14 protein-coding genes are annotated in these 16459 nt (G+C 29.7%); all 14 read right to left on the bottom strand.

The genetic code is table 11. The features are described 5' to 3' along the window. Nucleotides 1-11: 11 nt before the first annotated feature. A complete protein-coding gene (locus tag T483_RS0123820; RefSeq protein WP_026889074.1) occupies nt 12-878 on the bottom strand; it encodes a glycosyltransferase family 2 protein in 867 nt (288 codons plus the stop codon). Nucleotides 879-994: 116 nt separating this feature from the next. After that, nucleotides 995-2203, bottom strand: coding sequence for a beta 1-4 rhamnosyltransferase Cps2T (cps2T, locus tag T483_RS29775; protein WP_051560542.1), 1209 nt, complete (start codon nt 2201-2203; stop codon nt 995-997). A gap of 17 nt (nt 2204-2220) precedes the next feature. Continuing rightward, entirely contained in the window at nt 2221-3570 is a 1350-nt protein-coding gene (locus T483_RS0123810) for a UDP-glucose dehydrogenase family protein (protein WP_026889073.1), read from the bottom strand. A gap of 18 nt (nt 3571-3588) precedes the next feature. Beyond that, entirely contained in the window at nt 3589-4257 is a 669-nt protein-coding gene (locus T483_RS0123805; protein ID WP_026889072.1) for a sugar transferase, read from the bottom strand. 294 nt (nt 4258-4551) lie between these two features. Continuing rightward, nucleotides 4552-7029 (bottom strand): helix-turn-helix transcriptional regulator, encoded by a 2478-nt coding sequence (locus T483_RS0123800; protein WP_026889071.1) that lies wholly within the window; start codon nt 7027-7029, stop codon nt 4552-4554. A 555-nt stretch (nt 7030-7584) separates the two neighbouring features. After that, nucleotides 7585-8313 carry a CpsD/CapB family tyrosine-protein kinase gene (locus T483_RS0123795; RefSeq protein WP_026889070.1) on the bottom strand — a complete coding sequence of 243 codons (729 nt, stop codon included), beginning with the start codon at nt 8311-8313 and terminating at the stop codon, nt 7585-7587. 15 nt (nt 8314-8328) lie between these two features. Then, nucleotides 8329-9015, bottom strand: a complete 687-nt coding sequence (locus tag T483_RS0123790) for a YveK family protein (RefSeq protein WP_236886726.1) — start codon at nt 9013-9015, stop codon at nt 8329-8331. A 396-nt stretch (nt 9016-9411) separates the two neighbouring features. After that, nucleotides 9412-10206 carry an ABC transporter ATP-binding protein gene (locus tag T483_RS0123785; protein ID WP_026889068.1) on the bottom strand — a complete coding sequence of 265 codons (795 nt, stop codon included), beginning with the start codon at nt 10204-10206 and terminating at the stop codon, nt 9412-9414. Then, complete coding sequence (locus T483_RS0123780) at nt 10172-11074, bottom strand: ABC transporter permease (protein WP_026889067.1); 903 nt, start codon at nt 11072-11074, stop codon at nt 10172-10174. Before T483_RS0123780 ends, T483_RS0123785 begins: the two co-directional genes overlap by 35 nt. After that, nucleotides 11074-12090 carry an ABC transporter substrate-binding protein gene (locus T483_RS0123775; RefSeq protein ID WP_026889066.1) on the bottom strand — a complete coding sequence of 339 codons (1017 nt, stop codon included), beginning with the start codon at nt 12088-12090 and terminating at the stop codon, nt 11074-11076. The genes T483_RS0123780 and T483_RS0123775 overlap by 1 nt, the downstream gene beginning before the upstream one ends. A 707-nt stretch (nt 12091-12797) precedes the next feature. Further along, on the bottom strand, nt 12798-13211 hold the full coding sequence (locus tag T483_RS0123770; RefSeq protein ID WP_026889065.1) for a HutP family protein: 414 nt from the start codon (nt 13209-13211) through the stop codon (nt 12798-12800). 207 nt (nt 13212-13418) lie between these two features. Next, the gene (locus tag T483_RS0123765; RefSeq protein ID WP_026889064.1) at nt 13419-14237 is read right to left on the bottom strand and encodes an acetyl-CoA carboxylase carboxyltransferase subunit alpha; all 819 of its coding nucleotides are present in this window, start codon (nt 14235-14237) and stop codon (nt 13419-13421) included. Between the two features lie 2 nt (nt 14238-14239). Beyond that, the gene (gene accD / locus T483_RS0123760) at nt 14240-15103 is read right to left on the bottom strand and encodes an acetyl-CoA carboxylase, carboxyltransferase subunit beta (RefSeq protein WP_026889063.1); all 864 of its coding nucleotides are present in this window, start codon (nt 15101-15103) and stop codon (nt 14240-14242) included. Next, a complete protein-coding gene (locus tag T483_RS0123755; RefSeq protein ID WP_026889062.1) occupies nt 15096-16448 on the bottom strand; it encodes an acetyl-CoA carboxylase biotin carboxylase subunit in 1353 nt (450 codons plus the stop codon). The genes accD and T483_RS0123755 overlap by 8 nt, the downstream gene beginning before the upstream one ends. Nucleotides 16449-16459 lie beyond the last annotated feature (11 nt).

The raw sequence follows: 16459 nt of genomic DNA, 5'->3' as shown, positions 1-16459 counted from the left end.
CCATCACACTCCTATTTCGGTATTATTTCTAATTTTCCATATTTATTTAAAATTCCATCATGAATTCCTTTTAAGAAATAAAAAAGTCTTTCTTTTCTCTTTTTATCAAATAATGTTATAAAAATAAAATCTTTAACAATTCTCTTTATATAAATCACGTTATATGTTTTACACATATAGATTGTATTTCTAGTTATATAATAAATTGCTGAAGAACTATAATTATTGTAAAATACTTTTTTCCAAAGAAACCTCTTTGCTACTTTATATCCTTCCTCATGATATAGCGTTACGTTATTGCATTGAACTATATCATAATTTGCTTTTAATAATCTTTGGCAGAAATCAAAATCTACATGATATATAAATAAGTCTTCATTAAAATATCCTATCTTATCAAAAACTTTCAGGTTGATAAGTGCTCCTGATTGAATGCAATCTTTAACTTTAATATATTTACGCTCTTGATGACTACTTTTTGATATAAAGTTTTGTTTATGTATTTCAAATATTTTAGGTGTTAATATTCCAATATTATCTTTATCACCATAATCATTTAAACAGGATAGCATATTTTTTATCATATCCTTTTCGCATACACTATCATGATCTAATGTTAAAATCCACTCATACTTATTTTCTTTCGTAAAATTAATTCCTTGATTTAAAGCTTTTGCTATTCCACAATTTTCCTTATTAAATATTACTTTAATCTTTAGATTTTTATTTAATCTTTCTAGTAACTTTATAGTTTGTGGCTTAGATGAATTATCTACAATTACCAAAAGTTCTACCTGATTAACAATTGAGCTTGCTACTTCTATTATTTTTTCATCTATGTTATAAGTTATTATCAATGCACAAACCTTATTATTCATATAATTTCAATCCTTTTTCACTTAATTATATAAAAATATATTATTAAACCCGAATTGTTCATAAATATAGTTTATATCAATAAATTTTTTCACTTAAAATTGTAGTGAGTGTTGGATCATATCTGAATTATCGCTGACTGGTTACTATCCACTTCACCGTATACAGTTTTATTTTCATGAAACATATTTTCATATTTATCAATGATGTAGCTCCATGTATATCCCTTCTTAATTCTGTCCTTAGCTTTAGATCCTAAAGATTTTATATAAATCTCATCAACATTCTCTAATCTATTTATAAGATTAGCTAAATTATTATTTTCTTTGTTAAAATATACAGCTCCATCTTCTCCCACTTCCTTGTTAAATCCAACATCTAACAAAAGATTCAGATCAGTTATTGCTAATGCCTCTAATAAAGAGGGATTTGTTCCTCCTACTTCATGACCATGTAAATACCCATATGCATTTTCTCTAATCTTTTTCAATATTTCTTGGTTATACACGGTTCCAACAAATTTAATTCTTTTATCTTTATAAAATTCAGTCTTATTTCTTAATTCATCATAGAATTTATTTTTTTCTACATTTGTTATTAATACAAAATCTTTATTGGTTTTTGATTTCATAAACTCAGCTATCATAGTTTCATAATTATTTTCTGGAACAAATCTCCCTACAACTAGGTAATATTCTTTCTTCTTGATATCTTTGTCTTTATACCACTGACGTAAAATAATATCATCATCAGATAATTTTGATTTTTTAATATCAGCTCCATATGCTATAAAGGTGGTTTTAGGACTGTATTTTTTATAATCTTCTTTTATATATTTTTCAATGTTTTTAGAATCACATACTAGTAAGTCTGCATGTTTAACCATATATCTTTCCGACACTTTCCAATATCTTCTTATAAATTTATTCCATTTTGCTCTCTTCCACTCATGACCATCTGGATTAACAATTAGACTTCCCCCTAATTTATTTAATTGTTTTTTATAGTGACCCACAAAAGGTCCTATTCTACATGCTAAAATATATACTATTGGCATTTTAATGCTATTTTTTTTTATATATTTAATGCATTCTTTTAATGCTGCTATATCATAATAAACTGCTTTTGCAGGTCCAATATCAGGTACTTTTACATTAAAACATCTGGCTCCATGATGTTCAAAAGTCTTTGTATTATTTGCTAAGCAAGAAACATGATATTTTATTTCTCTACTTTTTTTTCCTTCTGTTAATTTTTCAACGAAGGTTTCAAATCCTCCATATTTTGCTGGTATGCCTTTTGACCCTATAATAAATACATGTTTCATTGTCTGTTCTCCTTATATTACATTATTGTTGCTGCGACTTCTTTATTTGATTTATTTTTTAAATTCAGAACAGCTTTTCTACCAACAGAATAATAGTCAATTCCAAAATTTCTCATATCGTTAATTTTATAACAATTTCTACCATCAAATAGAATTGGATTATTCATCAATTCAATATATTGGGTTGGACTTATTTTCTTAATTTCATCCCATTCTGTGAAGATAAATGCCATATGGGCTCCTTCTAAAGTTTCTTCTGGAGTTTCTACATATTTAATATTAGGGTAAATTCTCTTAAAATTATCTTCTCCTACTGGATCATACGCCACTACTTCTGCTCCCTCATCTAGTAATCTTCTTACATTAGGTATTGATGGCGCTTCCCTTAAATCATCTGTTCCTGGTTTAAAGGTTAATCCAAGAACGGCTACTTTCAGTCCCTTTAAACTTCCAACTCTTTGTTTTGCTGCTCTAAATAATTTGTATTTTTGATTTTGATTTACTTCTATTGTTGCTTTTATTGTTTTTAGTTCATATCCATTATCATTTGCTAACCAGTGAAGTGCCTTTGTATCCTTAGGGAAACATGATCCACCATATCCAATCCCCGCTTTTAAAAATTTATCTCCTATTCTTGGGTCAAAGCTCATCCCTTTTGCTACATCTTCAATATCTGCTCCAACCATTTCACAGAAATTTGCTATTTCATTTATAAAGGAAATCTTAAGAGCTAAAAAATCATTTGAGGCGTATTTTATCATTTCTGCGCTTCTTCTATTAGTTACAACTATTGGTTGATTATATGGTTTATAAATTTCTTTCATAATATTTTCTGCTTTTTCTGATTCAACGCCAATTACTATTCTTTTAGCATATAAGGTATCGATGACGGCAGTCCCTTGTGCTAAAAACTCTGGATTTGATGCTACTTCAACATGAATGTCATTATTTTTAAGGTTTTCTCTCAAGAATTCCTCTACCTTATCATTAGTTCCTATTGGTACCGTTGATTTAACCACTACCAAACAATCTTTTTCTATGTTATCCGAAATTTGTTTGCATACATTAAATACGTAATCCAAGTTAGCTGAACCATCTTCTCTTTCTGGCGTTCCAACACCTATAAATACCAAATCAGCATCTTTATATGCATTTTTGTAGTCTGTTGTGAAATTTAATTTCCCATTATCATTGTTTTTCTTTAACAATTCACCTAATCCCGGCTCATATATTGGTGAAATTCCTTGTTTCATCTTTTGAATCTTCTTTTCATCAATATCTACACAAGTCACGCTATGTCCTACTTCTGAAAGGCACGCCCCTGTAACTAACCCAACATACCCGGTTCCTGCAACCACTATTTTCATCTTATTTTCTCCCTCTTTCTATCTAGCATGTTCATCTCCAAAAAGTATAAAAAATGTTTTAAATATTAACTTTATGTCAATTAAAGTATTTCTTTCTTTTACATACTTAACGTCCAACTTCATCCAGTCCTCGAAGTCAATATCATTTCTACCAGATACTTGCCAGTAGCAAGTTAATCCAGGTTTCACCTCTAACCTTTCTAGCATCCAATCGTCAAAATTCATAACTTCTTTTGGTAGTGAAGGTCTTGGTCCTACTAAACTCATTTCTCCCTTTAAAATATTGAATAACTGTGGAAATTCATCAATGCTTGTCTTTCTTATAAACTTTCCAACCTTAGTAACTCTTGGATCTTCCTTCATTTTAAACATCGGCCCACTCATTTCGTTCTTGCCACTTAGTTTTTCCTTCAGCTCTTCTGCATTAACTACCATTGACCTAAACTTATATATCTTGAACCTTTTGCCTCCTTTTCCGATCCTTTCTTGAGAAAAAATAGTCGGTCCTTTTGATTCAAGTTTGATTGCAATCGCAACCGCTAATAATATCGGGCTTAATACTACTAGTCCAATTAATGAACAAAATATATCCATAGTTCTTTTAAGAAAAGAATATCCTCTTCTACTAGCGCCTTCTATTCTTTCCCTAATTAAAATTTCCTCTCCATTAAACTCCAATTGCTGCATTTTATCATCCCCTTTATAAAATTGCTGCTTTACAAAAACTAATAACTTTATACCAAAATCTATTTGCTATCATTTCTAGGATAATATGGAATGAAATTTGATAAAAAAATATATTCCTAATCTAACATCATTTCTTCCTAAATTTATTGAAATATTTAGTGCATTAATATGATATCAATAGTTATGATATATTGAGCTCTTATCATGTATTTAGTATAAAATATAATATATTTCATGTAACCTACCCACCATGGGTAAAATTATGCAATTTTTGAATTTTATTAAAGTTATGATTTAAAAATACACTTTCAATTGAGATCTAGATGTAATTGATAGTTTGCTAAAGATTGATTTTAAGTAAAATTTAACAGTATTTTGTGAAATATATAATTGTTCCCCAATCTCTCTATTAGTTAAATTTTGAGCTGCAAGCATTGCAACTTCCAATTCTCGTTCAGTCATTTGTGGTACTTTATTGAATATGTCCGAATTTCTTATTTTATCCAAACCGCTTTTATACTCTCCATATAGTTTTAATACATCGCTTATACTGCTTTTGTATAAGTTATTCTGCTTTAATTCATCGAATATTTCTAGTATATACTCTCCATTTTCCACAAAAGGCATATAAATTTTATCTGGTACCGCTATCTCCAAGGCGACTTTAATAAATTCAACTGCTCTACCTCTTTCATTAAGTTTTAAATTCGCTAATGCCATATGTATGTGAATATATATATACGAATAGACACTTTCAAAAGCACTTGCAACCTCTAAAAATTGCTGACTAATTCCCAGAAGCTTTAGATACTCTCCTTTCAAAAATAATGCTTTTCCATAAATTATGTTTGAATATGAAACAGTCAGAAACGAAATTCCCTCTTTTTCAATTTTACCTAAACGAAGCCGTTCAGGTATTAATTCTGCCTGTCCAATGCTACTGAATATGAATCCTTCACATAAATCTATAACTCGAGTAAGATCGCATTCTTTTATCTTTTCTTTTAACTTTTTTAATGAATTGTTTAGTTGGCGCACATTTCCATATACTATAGAAAGACGTAGCATAATAAATACAGCACACAAATATATACTGTATTGTTTTTTATTTTCAGACACATAGTCTGACATATAAATTGCTTTATAGCATAGCATTTCTGCTCCTTTAAAATCACCTCTGTTAAAACGTATCTCTGCTTCCATTACTGCTTCAACGCCATAATCATGATTGTCTGTTAAGCCATAATAATATTGTACGCATTCATTCATGCTTTTGAGTTCCTTATCTAATTCTCCACTTTTTCTATGAAATATGTATAATATAGATGGTAATCCCCATGTCCATGTTTTTCTAAGATTTATAAACTTTGTTTGATGCCCTCCAAGAACGTTATAAGCTTTTTTAATCTCCTCATTAATTACTTTAATATCTTTGCATGTTGTAAAAGCTAAAAAGAAGGACAACGCTGCTTTAATATTTCTTTTTTCACTTAATGATAATGTTCTATTATTTTCTATACTATTCTCGATTTCTTTTTCTAGTAGCCCAAGATAATTCCACTCCTTATATTGAGACAATATCAAAGCAAATCCTAAAAGACTTTTAGGATACTTCTCTTTAATTTCTTTAGGACATGTTTGCACGATTTCCAATATTGTATCTTCATCTTTTATATTCATATCTTTTGTAATGCTATCAACTTCAACATTCATGCTAAAAATAGATTGAAAATCCTTTATTTTATAAAAAGTAAATATTGCCTTCAAGTATTTTTTATCATTTTGGAGCCACTTTCCAAGCATTGATAAGACCTTATTTTGAAAATTTGTATCAAGCTTCTCAAATTTCTTTTGCCAATAATCTGTTAAGATTTTTTGAATATAATACACTTTTTTATCTGCATTATATTCCACAAAAATATTTGCTTTACGTATTTCTTCAATGAAGCTTGATACGTCAGTGCTTTCCAATATAAACTTTAACTTTTCTATTGTAAAATCTTCACATACAGAAATTTTCAAAAAATTAGTCTTTGCTTCTTCTGAAAACTTATCATTTATAATTTTTTCTATAAAAAAGTAGGCTTTGTCTGATAATTGAAAACTTTTATTTTCAATATAGTCAATCATTTGAAAGTACAGAATACTTATCCAACCTCCACAATATTTATAAAGTTTCAATGCTTCATTTTCATTTATATCAATTCCACAAAAATCATAATATTTCTGAATATCACACGCATCGAGCTCAAAATATGATTTAGTTATGTAATTTAGCTGCTTTTTTAAAATAACATCAAGAACATTTTCCAAAATGCTATTCTGAGTAAGAATTACTATGCGAATTTTCTTTAATATTTCAGAAATCCTTATTATAAAATTAATAATAATATCATTTTGAATTAATTGAAAATTATCAATTACTAAAATAACTTCTTCAGATATATGGACATTTTCAAATAAAATGAAAACTTCTTTAAATGAGCTTATATCTTTATTAATACTAATTTTTTTCATCTTTAAAGCTGTATTTTCATCTATCCCTGAAAAGCAATCACAAAACTTTATCCAAAAATCCTTTATCGAATTGCTATCCAATACCATCCATGATACTCTTTTCTCTTGTTTATTTAAAAGTTCTTTTGCTGCAGTTGTTTTACCATATCCACAAGGTGCTTCCATTATTGTTAGTGGATAAAACTTTATATCTGATAGTTTATTCCTAAGCTTGTCCGTAAAGTATAGAGTTTCAGTATTATATTTTCTAGACATATTATATCCTCCCCAAATCAATATCTATCTTACGCATTTTAGAAGGTAAAATACATTAATAGTAAACATTACATTAAATATCAATTTTGAACTCACTAATCATTTACTATATTTATAATGTTTTTAAGTATTCCCCTTCTCCACTCATTTCTTTACTCATATTCCTTTATATTACATTTTCGACTTTTTGTAACCTACCCATATAAGGTAGTTTTTATATTTTAAGTATTTTTTTCACATTAATATGTACATTTTTTTGAGCATAGTATTAATAATATAAAAAAAATATGGTAAAATATACTTTTATTATATTTTACCACTGATTGTTAATTATCAAAGCTATTTACCCATTCCCTCTGATACTAATGCTTTATAGAATTCGCTCTTATCTTTCAAATTTCATCTTATATTAATAAATTTTTAAAATTATATTCTGCAATGAATAAAAAGCTATAAATATTGAACACTTTGTTTCCAATATTTATAGCTTTCTATAATTTAGATATTAACTTTCTATTTTATTTTTTAACTACATAATGCATTAATTCTAACCTATTATTCAGTTACCTGCCTAAGCTCTTCGCTAGTTTCATAATAGTAATAATTCTTCTCTTTAATAGTTTCCACTGAATTTAGCACGACCCCTATTATATTGGCTCCTACTTTGCTCAAAAAATTTTTAGCTTCAATAACTGATTCCTTATTAGTTCTTTGAGCCTTTATAACAAGTATAGTACCATCAACCTTTGCTGAAAGAATTTGAGCATCTGCAACAGCTCCAAGTGGCGCACTGTCCAAAATAACTATATCGTACTTATCTCTTAAATTTTCTATCAATTCAGCCATTGCACTTGATGATAACATTTCGGATGGGTTTGGTGGAATTTTACCTGAAGGCAGTATATAAAGATTATCATTATATTTCTGAACTGTATCTCCTAAATTCACTTGTCCTGTAATTACTTCTGAAAGCCCTACTAAATTAGAAATTTTGAAGTTTTTATGTACAGAAGGTTTTCTCAAATCACAATCTACTATTACTACTTTTTTATCAATTTGAGCAAATGATAATGCAAGATTTCCTGATACAGTAGATTTTCCCTCTGATGCTTGCGCACTTGTAACTACTATTGTTTTTATTTCCTTATCAAAGGATGAATATTGTATATTAGTTCTTAACTTCTTATAAGCTTCTGATACCATTGATCTTGGTTTTTTTTCAACTATAAATCCATTATATTGTTGACTAGCTATTCCTTTACGTAATCCTCTTACCATAAGCATATTAACATCTCCTTACTAATTCCACTCATCAGGAATCGCTCCAATAACAGGTATTCCTAGCATTTTTTCTAATTGTTCCTTTGTATTAACTGTATTATCCAAAAATTCTAGTAGAAATGATAATCCTATGCTAATCGCTAATCCAAATAAGAATGCAATAGCTATATACATATTCTTATTAGGGCTTACCGGAGCATCAGGCACTTTTATATCTTCTAATATCTTTACATTTCCATTTGGTATTAGTTCAATAGATGATTCTACAAATTCATTTGTGATAGAATCCAACACATCTTTAGCTAACTCCCTATCTTTACTAATATATTTAATTTCTAATATTTGAGTATCATTCCTTGGAGTAACAACTAATCCTTTAAGAACTTCTTCTGATGTCGTATTTAATCCATCTTTCTCAATAGCCTTTTCCACCAAATTATTAGTTTTTATCACTTCTGCATATGTCTTTAATAACTTTTGATACATGCTAATATCATTATCATTATAATTTGTATTTTTATCATTTTCTTTTCCTATAAATAACTTTGTGCTCGCTTCATATTTAGGTGAAATTATATAAAAGCTCACAATTGTTGAAAATATAGTTGAAATAATCGTTATTGATAATATCATTTTCCATCTTTTCTTTAGTATCTTTATTACATCTCTAATTTTTATAACTTCCTCGTCAATATCTTCATTCATAACATCGTTCACCCTTCTTTATACTGATTTTATTAACTTTTTTACCAGTATAAAGTAAATTTATTTTTTTGTAACCTACCCACTTAAGGTAGTTCTACTAATACATAATATGGATTTATTCATAACTTATCTAAATTATAAATAAGTATCTTTGATTTTTAGAGTTCAACTCAATGCAATTTCTTCAATTCTTCAAGAGAAATAAAATTAATCATCTTAAATACTATTTGTCATTAAATTTAAATCGGTATTTAATTTACTTAACCTATCAAAAAAATACCTCGCCAAATAGATACTATACTAGCTTTTTATGCCGTATCTATTTGACCAGGTATAAGTTGATTTTCTTTTATTATTGTTAAACATACTTTGCTGAATTTTGGCGACTTAAGCGTCCTACCCAAACAATGTCCTATCACTTAGGGCTTCTGCTCCATTAGCTTTCTCAAAAAGTCCAAGAAGTTTATTATTATCTAACTTTTCTTTTTCTTCCCCTTTGATATCAACTAAAATCTTGCCTCTATGCATCATGAAAAGTCTGTTGCCATTTTCAAGCGCATGTTTAAGATTGTGTGTAACCATAAGAGTTGTTATTCCGCTATCTTTTACGATGTTTCTTGTTATATCCATTATTATTTCTGAGGTTTTAGGATCTAGTGCCGCTGTATGCTCATCTAGTAATAATAACTTTGGTTTAGACATTACCGACATAAGCAGAGTTAAAGCCTGTCTCTGTCCACCTGATAAAAGCTGAACTTTATTATAAAGCTTATCTTCCAGCCCTAAATTGAGTTCTTTTACCATCTCTTTGTAATAATCTATTCTCTTCTTATTTATCCCAAAACTAAGTCCAAAAGACTTTCCTTTATTATCTGCAAGAGCAATATTTTCTAATATTGTCATATTAGGTGCTACACCCATTGATGGATTTTGAAAAACTCTCCCAATGGACTTTGATCTTGCGTATTCAGCTTTATTAATAACTTCGTCCCCATCTAATAATATTGATCCTGAATCTGCCTCAAGAGTTCCAGATATCATATTTAATAATGTTGATTTTCCTGCTCCATTTGAACCTATTATACTTATGAAGTCACCTTGTTTAACATCTAATGATAATCTATCAAAAACCCTATTTTCATTTATTGTATTTTGATTAAACACTTTGGATAGTTGTTTCACTTTTAACATCTTTAGCACTACCTCCTATAACAGATTTTCTTTTCTTGAATTTGAAGGCACCGCTATTAGAACATAATGCTATAACTACAATTATGGCTGTCATTAATTTTAAGTCATTAGCATTTAATCCAAGTTTTAATACAATTGCTATTGCCGCCTTATATATAATTGCCCCTAGTATTGATAAAGTAGTCACTTTAATAAAAGACAACCTCTCAAATAATGATGTTCCGATAATTACTGCCGCAAGCCCCATTACAACAGTACCAGTTCCCATTCCAACATCACTAAATCCTTGGTATTGTGCAGTTAGTGCACCTGCAAGTGCAACTAATGCATTACTTATCATAAGTCCTAGCACTTTAACTAAATCTTTATTTACCCCAAGAGATGAAACTACTTGTTCATTATCTCCAACAGCTATAAGCAAGAATCCTGATTTAGTTTTTAAATATAAATCTAATAGTATTTTTACTACAATAACCATTATTAAAATCACTACTATAGCCGGAATTGATGACTTAAATAAATTAGGAGTATTAAATAATGGAACGTTTGCTTTTCCCATTATTCTTAAGTTAATAGAATATAAGCCTATCATTACTAATATTCCGGCCATTAAATTTGTTATTTTAAGCTTAACATGCAAAAATGCTGTTATTCCTCCAGCTATCGCTCCACCTAAGGTTGCTATTATTATACTAATCCATGGATTAACCCCATTTACCAAAAGAGCTGCTGAAATTGCAGCCCCAAGTGGGAATGTAGAGTCCACTGATAAATCAGGAAAATCTAAAATTTTGTAAGTTATATATACTCCGATTGAAACTAATGAAAATAGCAGCCCTTGTTCTAAAATATTTATTAAAACACCCACTACTCAACGCCTCCAGTTACCTTTTTACAATTTGCTTCTATATCTGCTGGAAGTGTTATATTTAATTTCTTAACTACATCAGTATTTATAGTAAATGACATATCACTTAATGTGCTTATTTCAACATCTGATGGCTTCTTTCCATCTAAAACTTCGGCAGCCTTATAGCCAGCTTCTTTTCCTAATTTGTAGTAATCTATTCCTATAGATGCAAGTCCACCTTTAGTTACTACTGCTTCTTCTGCTCCTATTATTGGAACCTTTTTGTCTACACAAAGCTTACCTACTAATGCATATCCTGAAGCAACTGTGTTATCTGTAGGTGTGTATAATACATCTATTTTATCTAAAGCACTTGCTAAGTTTTGATTTATTTCATTAACGTTTGTAACGCCAATTTCTTTTACTGCTAAGCCTTGTTTTTCTGCAGCAGCTTTAAGTTCATCAACTTGAACTACTGAATTTGTTTCTGAAGTGTTGTAAATTACTCCTACAGTCTTAGCATTTGGAAGTAATTTTTTTAGTAATTCCATTTGCTTGTCCACAGGAACTTTATCTGATGTACCAGTGACATTTGTACCTGAGCTTTTCCAATCCTTTGCTACTTCTGCCTTCACTGGATCTGTTACTGCTGTAAATATTATCGGAATATCTTTAGTTGAATTATAAGCTGCTTGAACTGCTGGTGTTGCAATTGCAAAAATCAAGTCTTTCTTTGCATCTGTAAATTGCTTAGCAATTGTTTGTGCATTAGCTTGTTCACCTTGAGCATTTTGCTGTTCAATTTTAATATTCTTACCTTCTTCATATCCCTTATCTTTTAATCCATCAACAAATCCCTTGTTAGATGCATCTAACGCATCATGTTGAACTAATTGAATTACTCCAATATTCTTCACTGCTGATGATGCAGTCCCTCCATTATTAGAATCCGTTGAACTTTTTCCGCATCCTGCAAGAATTCCTCCAACTAAAACTGTACATAGCAGCATGGCTGCTTTCTTTTTTCCTACCATATTTCTATCCTCCTACTATATTCTTATTATCAATTTCCTACTATACTCCAAAATGCCAACTACCTTCTCAATAAATACAATCATAAATATATATCTATATTTATGATAAATATTTAAATAAATTGATAATAATTTATAAATCTTTTAAGTTATGATATCATATTTTAAAATACTTGTAAAGTTGCTCTCTATACTTTGCAAGCTTTTTTAGTTTTTTATTGTAAAAATTATAATTATGTGATTGTAATCCTTACCAACAATAATCTTTATTATAAATTATAAATATTTTATGACTACAAAGATTATAGTATACATATATATTGCAATAAATTTCTACATTTTTATCTTAATTAAGCAATTAGCTTATTAGAATTTCAAATGCAATTTTATTATTACAATATATATAAATTTCAAATACTATAATTCATTCTTTATAAAATTATTTGATGTATTACCTGATAGTTTGAGAGAAGCTTTTATAAATCAAACTTTGTAGACCCTATATATGCACAAAACATTTGAAAACAAAAAAAGGTCCTTAGCATGAAGGCTTTTCCATTTTAGTTTATCGCACTGATAACACGACTTTTTAAAACAGATGCAACCTTGCAGCCTAGAACCTTTTTTGTTTTATATCTTTAAATATTCAATATACCGAAAAGTACAATAACCAAAATAAAAAAGAACTATTTTCCGCCTATGAAATTTTATAAAGGTAATGACCTATGCCCTATTCCTATAGCTACTTCATCTAAGTGCAGAAGTCCAATACTTAAGAATATGCATACTGAAATATGTTCTCCACCTCTAGCTATTCCGATTTTCCCACCAACATTTTGGCCATTTGCTCTATTTGCAACTTGAATAACCGCATCTCTAGTTGCACCTATAACAGCACCTTCATGCAAATGCTCTTCTCTTATTAACTCGTTTCTTTTTGCAGCAACTAATGCACTTTCAAGTATTTTGGCTATTGATGAGTTTATATTTCCACCCACATTTACTGCGGTAACTTTAATTCCCTTCTCTGCATATACTTTCTTTAAATGCTCTTCTTCATGTCTATCACATATAGCCATTTTAGTAGCTATCTTTGCAACTCTTGTACTATTGCTTTCCATAACTTGATACCTCCAACGTATTCTCTAGGCACATTATAACACATTAACTTTTCTTATACTTCAAAATAATCTGATAATTTATAGATAAACAAAAAAATAGGACTAAAGAGTTCTTCTACTCTTTAGCCCCTATATTATACCTAATTAATAATCTTTAATCTTGTTATATCATCTCATTTTTAGATGTGGCTTCTTCAAAAAATATAATTAATAAAAATTCCCCATAGCTCTGAATTTATTATATCTATTATCTATTAGTTCATTTAAATCTTTTTCTTTTAATTCTAACAAGCTATCTACAATTGTTTTCTTAAGAACCTCTGCTGTTTTAACAGGGTTTTTATGTGCACCACCCCTAGGTTCTTTTACGATACCGTCAATTATATCAAAACCCTTTAAATCTTTAGCAGTAATTTTCGCAACTGCCGCTGCTTCTTTAACTCTGCTTGGATCTTTCCATAGAATCGAAGCAAATCCTTCTGGTGAAAGAACTGAATATATAGAATGTTCTAACATAAAGATTTTATCTGCAACTGCTAAAGCTAAAGCTCCTCCACTTTCGCCCTCACCTGTTATAATTGAAATTATTGGTGTCTTTAATCTACTTAATTCAAAAAGATTATTTGCTATAGCCTGCCCTTGACCTCTTTCTTCTGCTCCCATACCTGGAAATGCTCCCATAGTATCTATAAAACAAATTATTGGCCTTTTAAATTTTTCGGCCTGCTTCATAAGTCTTAATGCTTTTCTATATCCTTCTGGATTAGGCATTCCAAAATTTCTTTTTATATACTCACTAGTATTTGATCCTTTAGTTATTGCTATAACTGTAACATTTATATCATTAATAGATGCGATTCCACCAATTATAGCTTGATCATCACCAAAGTTTCTGTCTCCATGAAATTCGATGAAATCTTTAAACATAGTTTCTATATAATATTGCCCAGATGGTCTGTCTTTATGCCTTGCTATTTCAACACTTTCCCATGGTGTTACATTAATTTTCATAAAATCTTTATCCATAATTAATTCCTCACTCCATGCAAAATAAGAATTTTATATATACATGCCCTCATATTCTTTCTTTCAACAATGGCATCAACAAAACCTTTTTCAAGTAAAAATTCTGCTTTTTGAAAATTATCTGGAAGAGTTTCTTTAATTGTGTTTTCAATAACTCTTCTTCCTGCAAATCCTATTAATGCATTGGGCTCACTTAAAATGATATCACCTTCCATTGCAAAACTTGCAGTTACTCCTCCAGTTGTTGGATCTGTTAATATAGAAATATATAAAAGACCAGCTTCACTATGCTTTGCTAGAGCTGCACTTATCTTTGCCATTTGCATAAGTGAAAAAATGCCTTCCTGCATTCTAGCACCACCAGATGCTGTGAAAATCATTAATGGAAGTTTATTTTCTGTAGCATGCTCTATAAGTCTTGTAATCTTTTCACCAACTACAGTTCCCATGCTTCCCATCATAAAGAAACTATCCATAATAGCACATGCTACTTCTATACCATTTAGCTTTCCAACTCCAGTAACAACAGCTTCCGTACTATCAGTCTTAGTGCTTTTTAGTTTTTCTTCATATCCTTTAAAATCTAATGGATTAGTAGTTTTTAAGTCTTTCCAGAATTCCTTAAAAGTATCTTTATCAAAAAACACCTTTATTCTTTCTTTTGCATTAAGTCTAAAATGATGACCACAAGTTGAGCAAACGAACTTAGAATTTTCTAAGTCTTCTGCATAGATCATTGAATTACACTTATCGCATTTCTCCCACATACCTGATGGTATATTAGGTTTTTCTTCAGGAACACTCTTTTTTAACGTTGAGGATTTAACAGTTGCATATTGTCTTTTTACAAATAAATCCTTAAGCATTCTTCTTCACCATCTTTTCTGCTAAAAATGAAGTATCATAATCTCCTTCTAAAAATTCTTTAGTATGAAGTATTGACAGTTCAAAGTCAATATTAGTTTTTACCCCACCTACTGCAAACTCTGCTAATGCTCTATCCATTTTTACAATAGCTTCATTTCTATTATCACCAAAAGTAATTAATTTAGCTATCATAGAATCATAGCAATGAGGAATTTTATAACCACAGAATATAGCTGAATCAACTCTTACTCCCATACCACCTGGAACACAAAGTTCTTCAATTGTTCCTGGACATGGTCTAAAATCATGTTCTGGATCTTCAGCATTAACTCTACACTCTATTGCATGACCTTTAATCTTTATGTCATCTTGAGTATAAGCTAATTTTTCTCCTGAAGCTATCTTCAATTGTTCTTTTACTAAGTCTATGCCTGTAATCATTTCAGTAATTGGATGTTCTACTTGTATTCTTGTATTCATTTCCATAAAATAAAAATTATTATCTCTATCAAACAAGAATTCTATAGTTCCTGCATTCTTATAATCCACAGCTGAAGCTGCTCTCTTTGCAATTTCACCCATTTTAGCTCTTAATTCTTCTGTTAATACATTTGATGGTGCTTCTTCCAAAACCTTTTGGTTTTTTCTTTGCATTGAACATTCTCTTTCACATAAATGTATAACATGGCCATGTTCATCAGCTAATATTTGAAATTCAATATGCTTTGGCTTTTGAACAAATTTTTCTATATATAATGAATCATCTCCAAAACAAGCTTTTGCTTCTGTTTTAGCAGTTTTAAAGCCCATTAAGAATTCTTCATCATTTGTAGCAACTCTTATTCCTTTACCACCGCCGCCTGCTGATGCCTTTATCATTATTGGGTATCCAATACCTTTTGCAATTTCTAAAGCATGAGCTTCATCTCTTATTTCACCTTCATATCCAGGTACTACTGGGACACCAGAAGCTTTCATAATTTCTCTTGCTTTAGCCTTGTTTCCCATAAGCTCAATTGTCTCATAATCAGGACCTATAAATTTAATATTGCATTGTCTACACATCTTTGCAAATTTTGGATTTTCTGATAGAAATCCAAACCCTGGATGTATAGCGTCAGCTCCAGTTAAAACACATGCACTTAGAATGTTAGTTATATTTAAATAACTATCCTTAGGCATTGCAGAACCAATACATACAGCTTCATCTGCTAGTTGAGTATGAAGCGCTTCTTTATCTATTTCTGAATAAACAGCTACTGTACTTATTCCCATTTCTCTGCAAGCTCTAATTATTCTAACTGCGATTTCCCCTCTATTAGCAATTAGCACTTTCTTTAACATTTTTATCACCT

Origin of the sequence: Clostridium beijerinckii HUN142 (assembly GCF_000621745.1) — a bacterium.
In the GTDB taxonomy this organism is placed as follows: Bacteria; Bacillota; Clostridia; order Clostridiales; family Clostridiaceae; genus Clostridium; species Clostridium beijerinckii_A.
This window is presented reverse-complemented; position numbering and strand designations above follow the sequence as displayed.

Bases quoted from the DNA above. Each gene is read 5' to 3' on its own strand.
- T483_RS0123770 (WP_026889065.1), bottom strand. From the start codon at position 13,211: ATGGAAAGCAATAGTACAAGAGTTGCAAAGATAGCTACTAAAATGGCT.
- T483_RS0123795 (WP_026889070.1), bottom strand. From the start codon at position 8,313: ATGCTTATGGTAAGAGGATTACGTAAAGGAATAGCTAGTCAACAATAT.
- T483_RS0123765 (WP_026889064.1), bottom strand. From the start codon at position 14,237: ATGGATAAAGATTTTATGAAAATTAATGTAACACCATGGGAAAGTGTT.
- T483_RS0123775 (WP_026889066.1), bottom strand. From the start codon at position 12,090: ATGGTAGGAAAAAAGAAAGCAGCCATGCTGCTATGTACAGTTTTAGTT.
- T483_RS0123800 (WP_026889071.1), bottom strand. From the start codon at position 7,029: ATGTCTAGAAAATATAATACTGAAACTCTATACTTTACGGACAAGCTT.
- cps2T (WP_051560542.1), bottom strand. From the start codon at position 2,203: ATGAAACATGTATTTATTATAGGGTCAAAAGGCATACCAGCAAAATAT.
- T483_RS0123790 (WP_236886726.1), bottom strand. From the start codon at position 9,015: ATGAATGAAGATATTGACGAGGAAGTTATAAAAATTAGAGATGTAATA.
- T483_RS0123805 (WP_026889072.1), bottom strand. From the start codon at position 4,257: ATGCAGCAATTGGAGTTTAATGGAGAGGAAATTTTAATTAGGGAAAGA.
- T483_RS0123785 (WP_026889068.1), bottom strand. From the start codon at position 10,206: ATGTTAAAAGTGAAACAACTATCCAAAGTGTTTAATCAAAATACAATA.
- accD (WP_026889063.1), bottom strand. From the start codon at position 15,103: ATGCTTAAGGATTTATTTGTAAAAAGACAATATGCAACTGTTAAATCC.
- T483_RS0123755 (WP_026889062.1), bottom strand. From the start codon at position 16,448: ATGTTAAAGAAAGTGCTAATTGCTAATAGAGGGGAAATCGCAGTTAGA.
- T483_RS0123820 (WP_026889074.1), bottom strand. From the start codon at position 878: ATGAATAATAAGGTTTGTGCATTGATAATAACTTATAACATAGATGAA.
- T483_RS0123810 (WP_026889073.1), bottom strand. From the start codon at position 3,570: ATGAAAATAGTGGTTGCAGGAACCGGGTATGTTGGGTTAGTTACAGGG.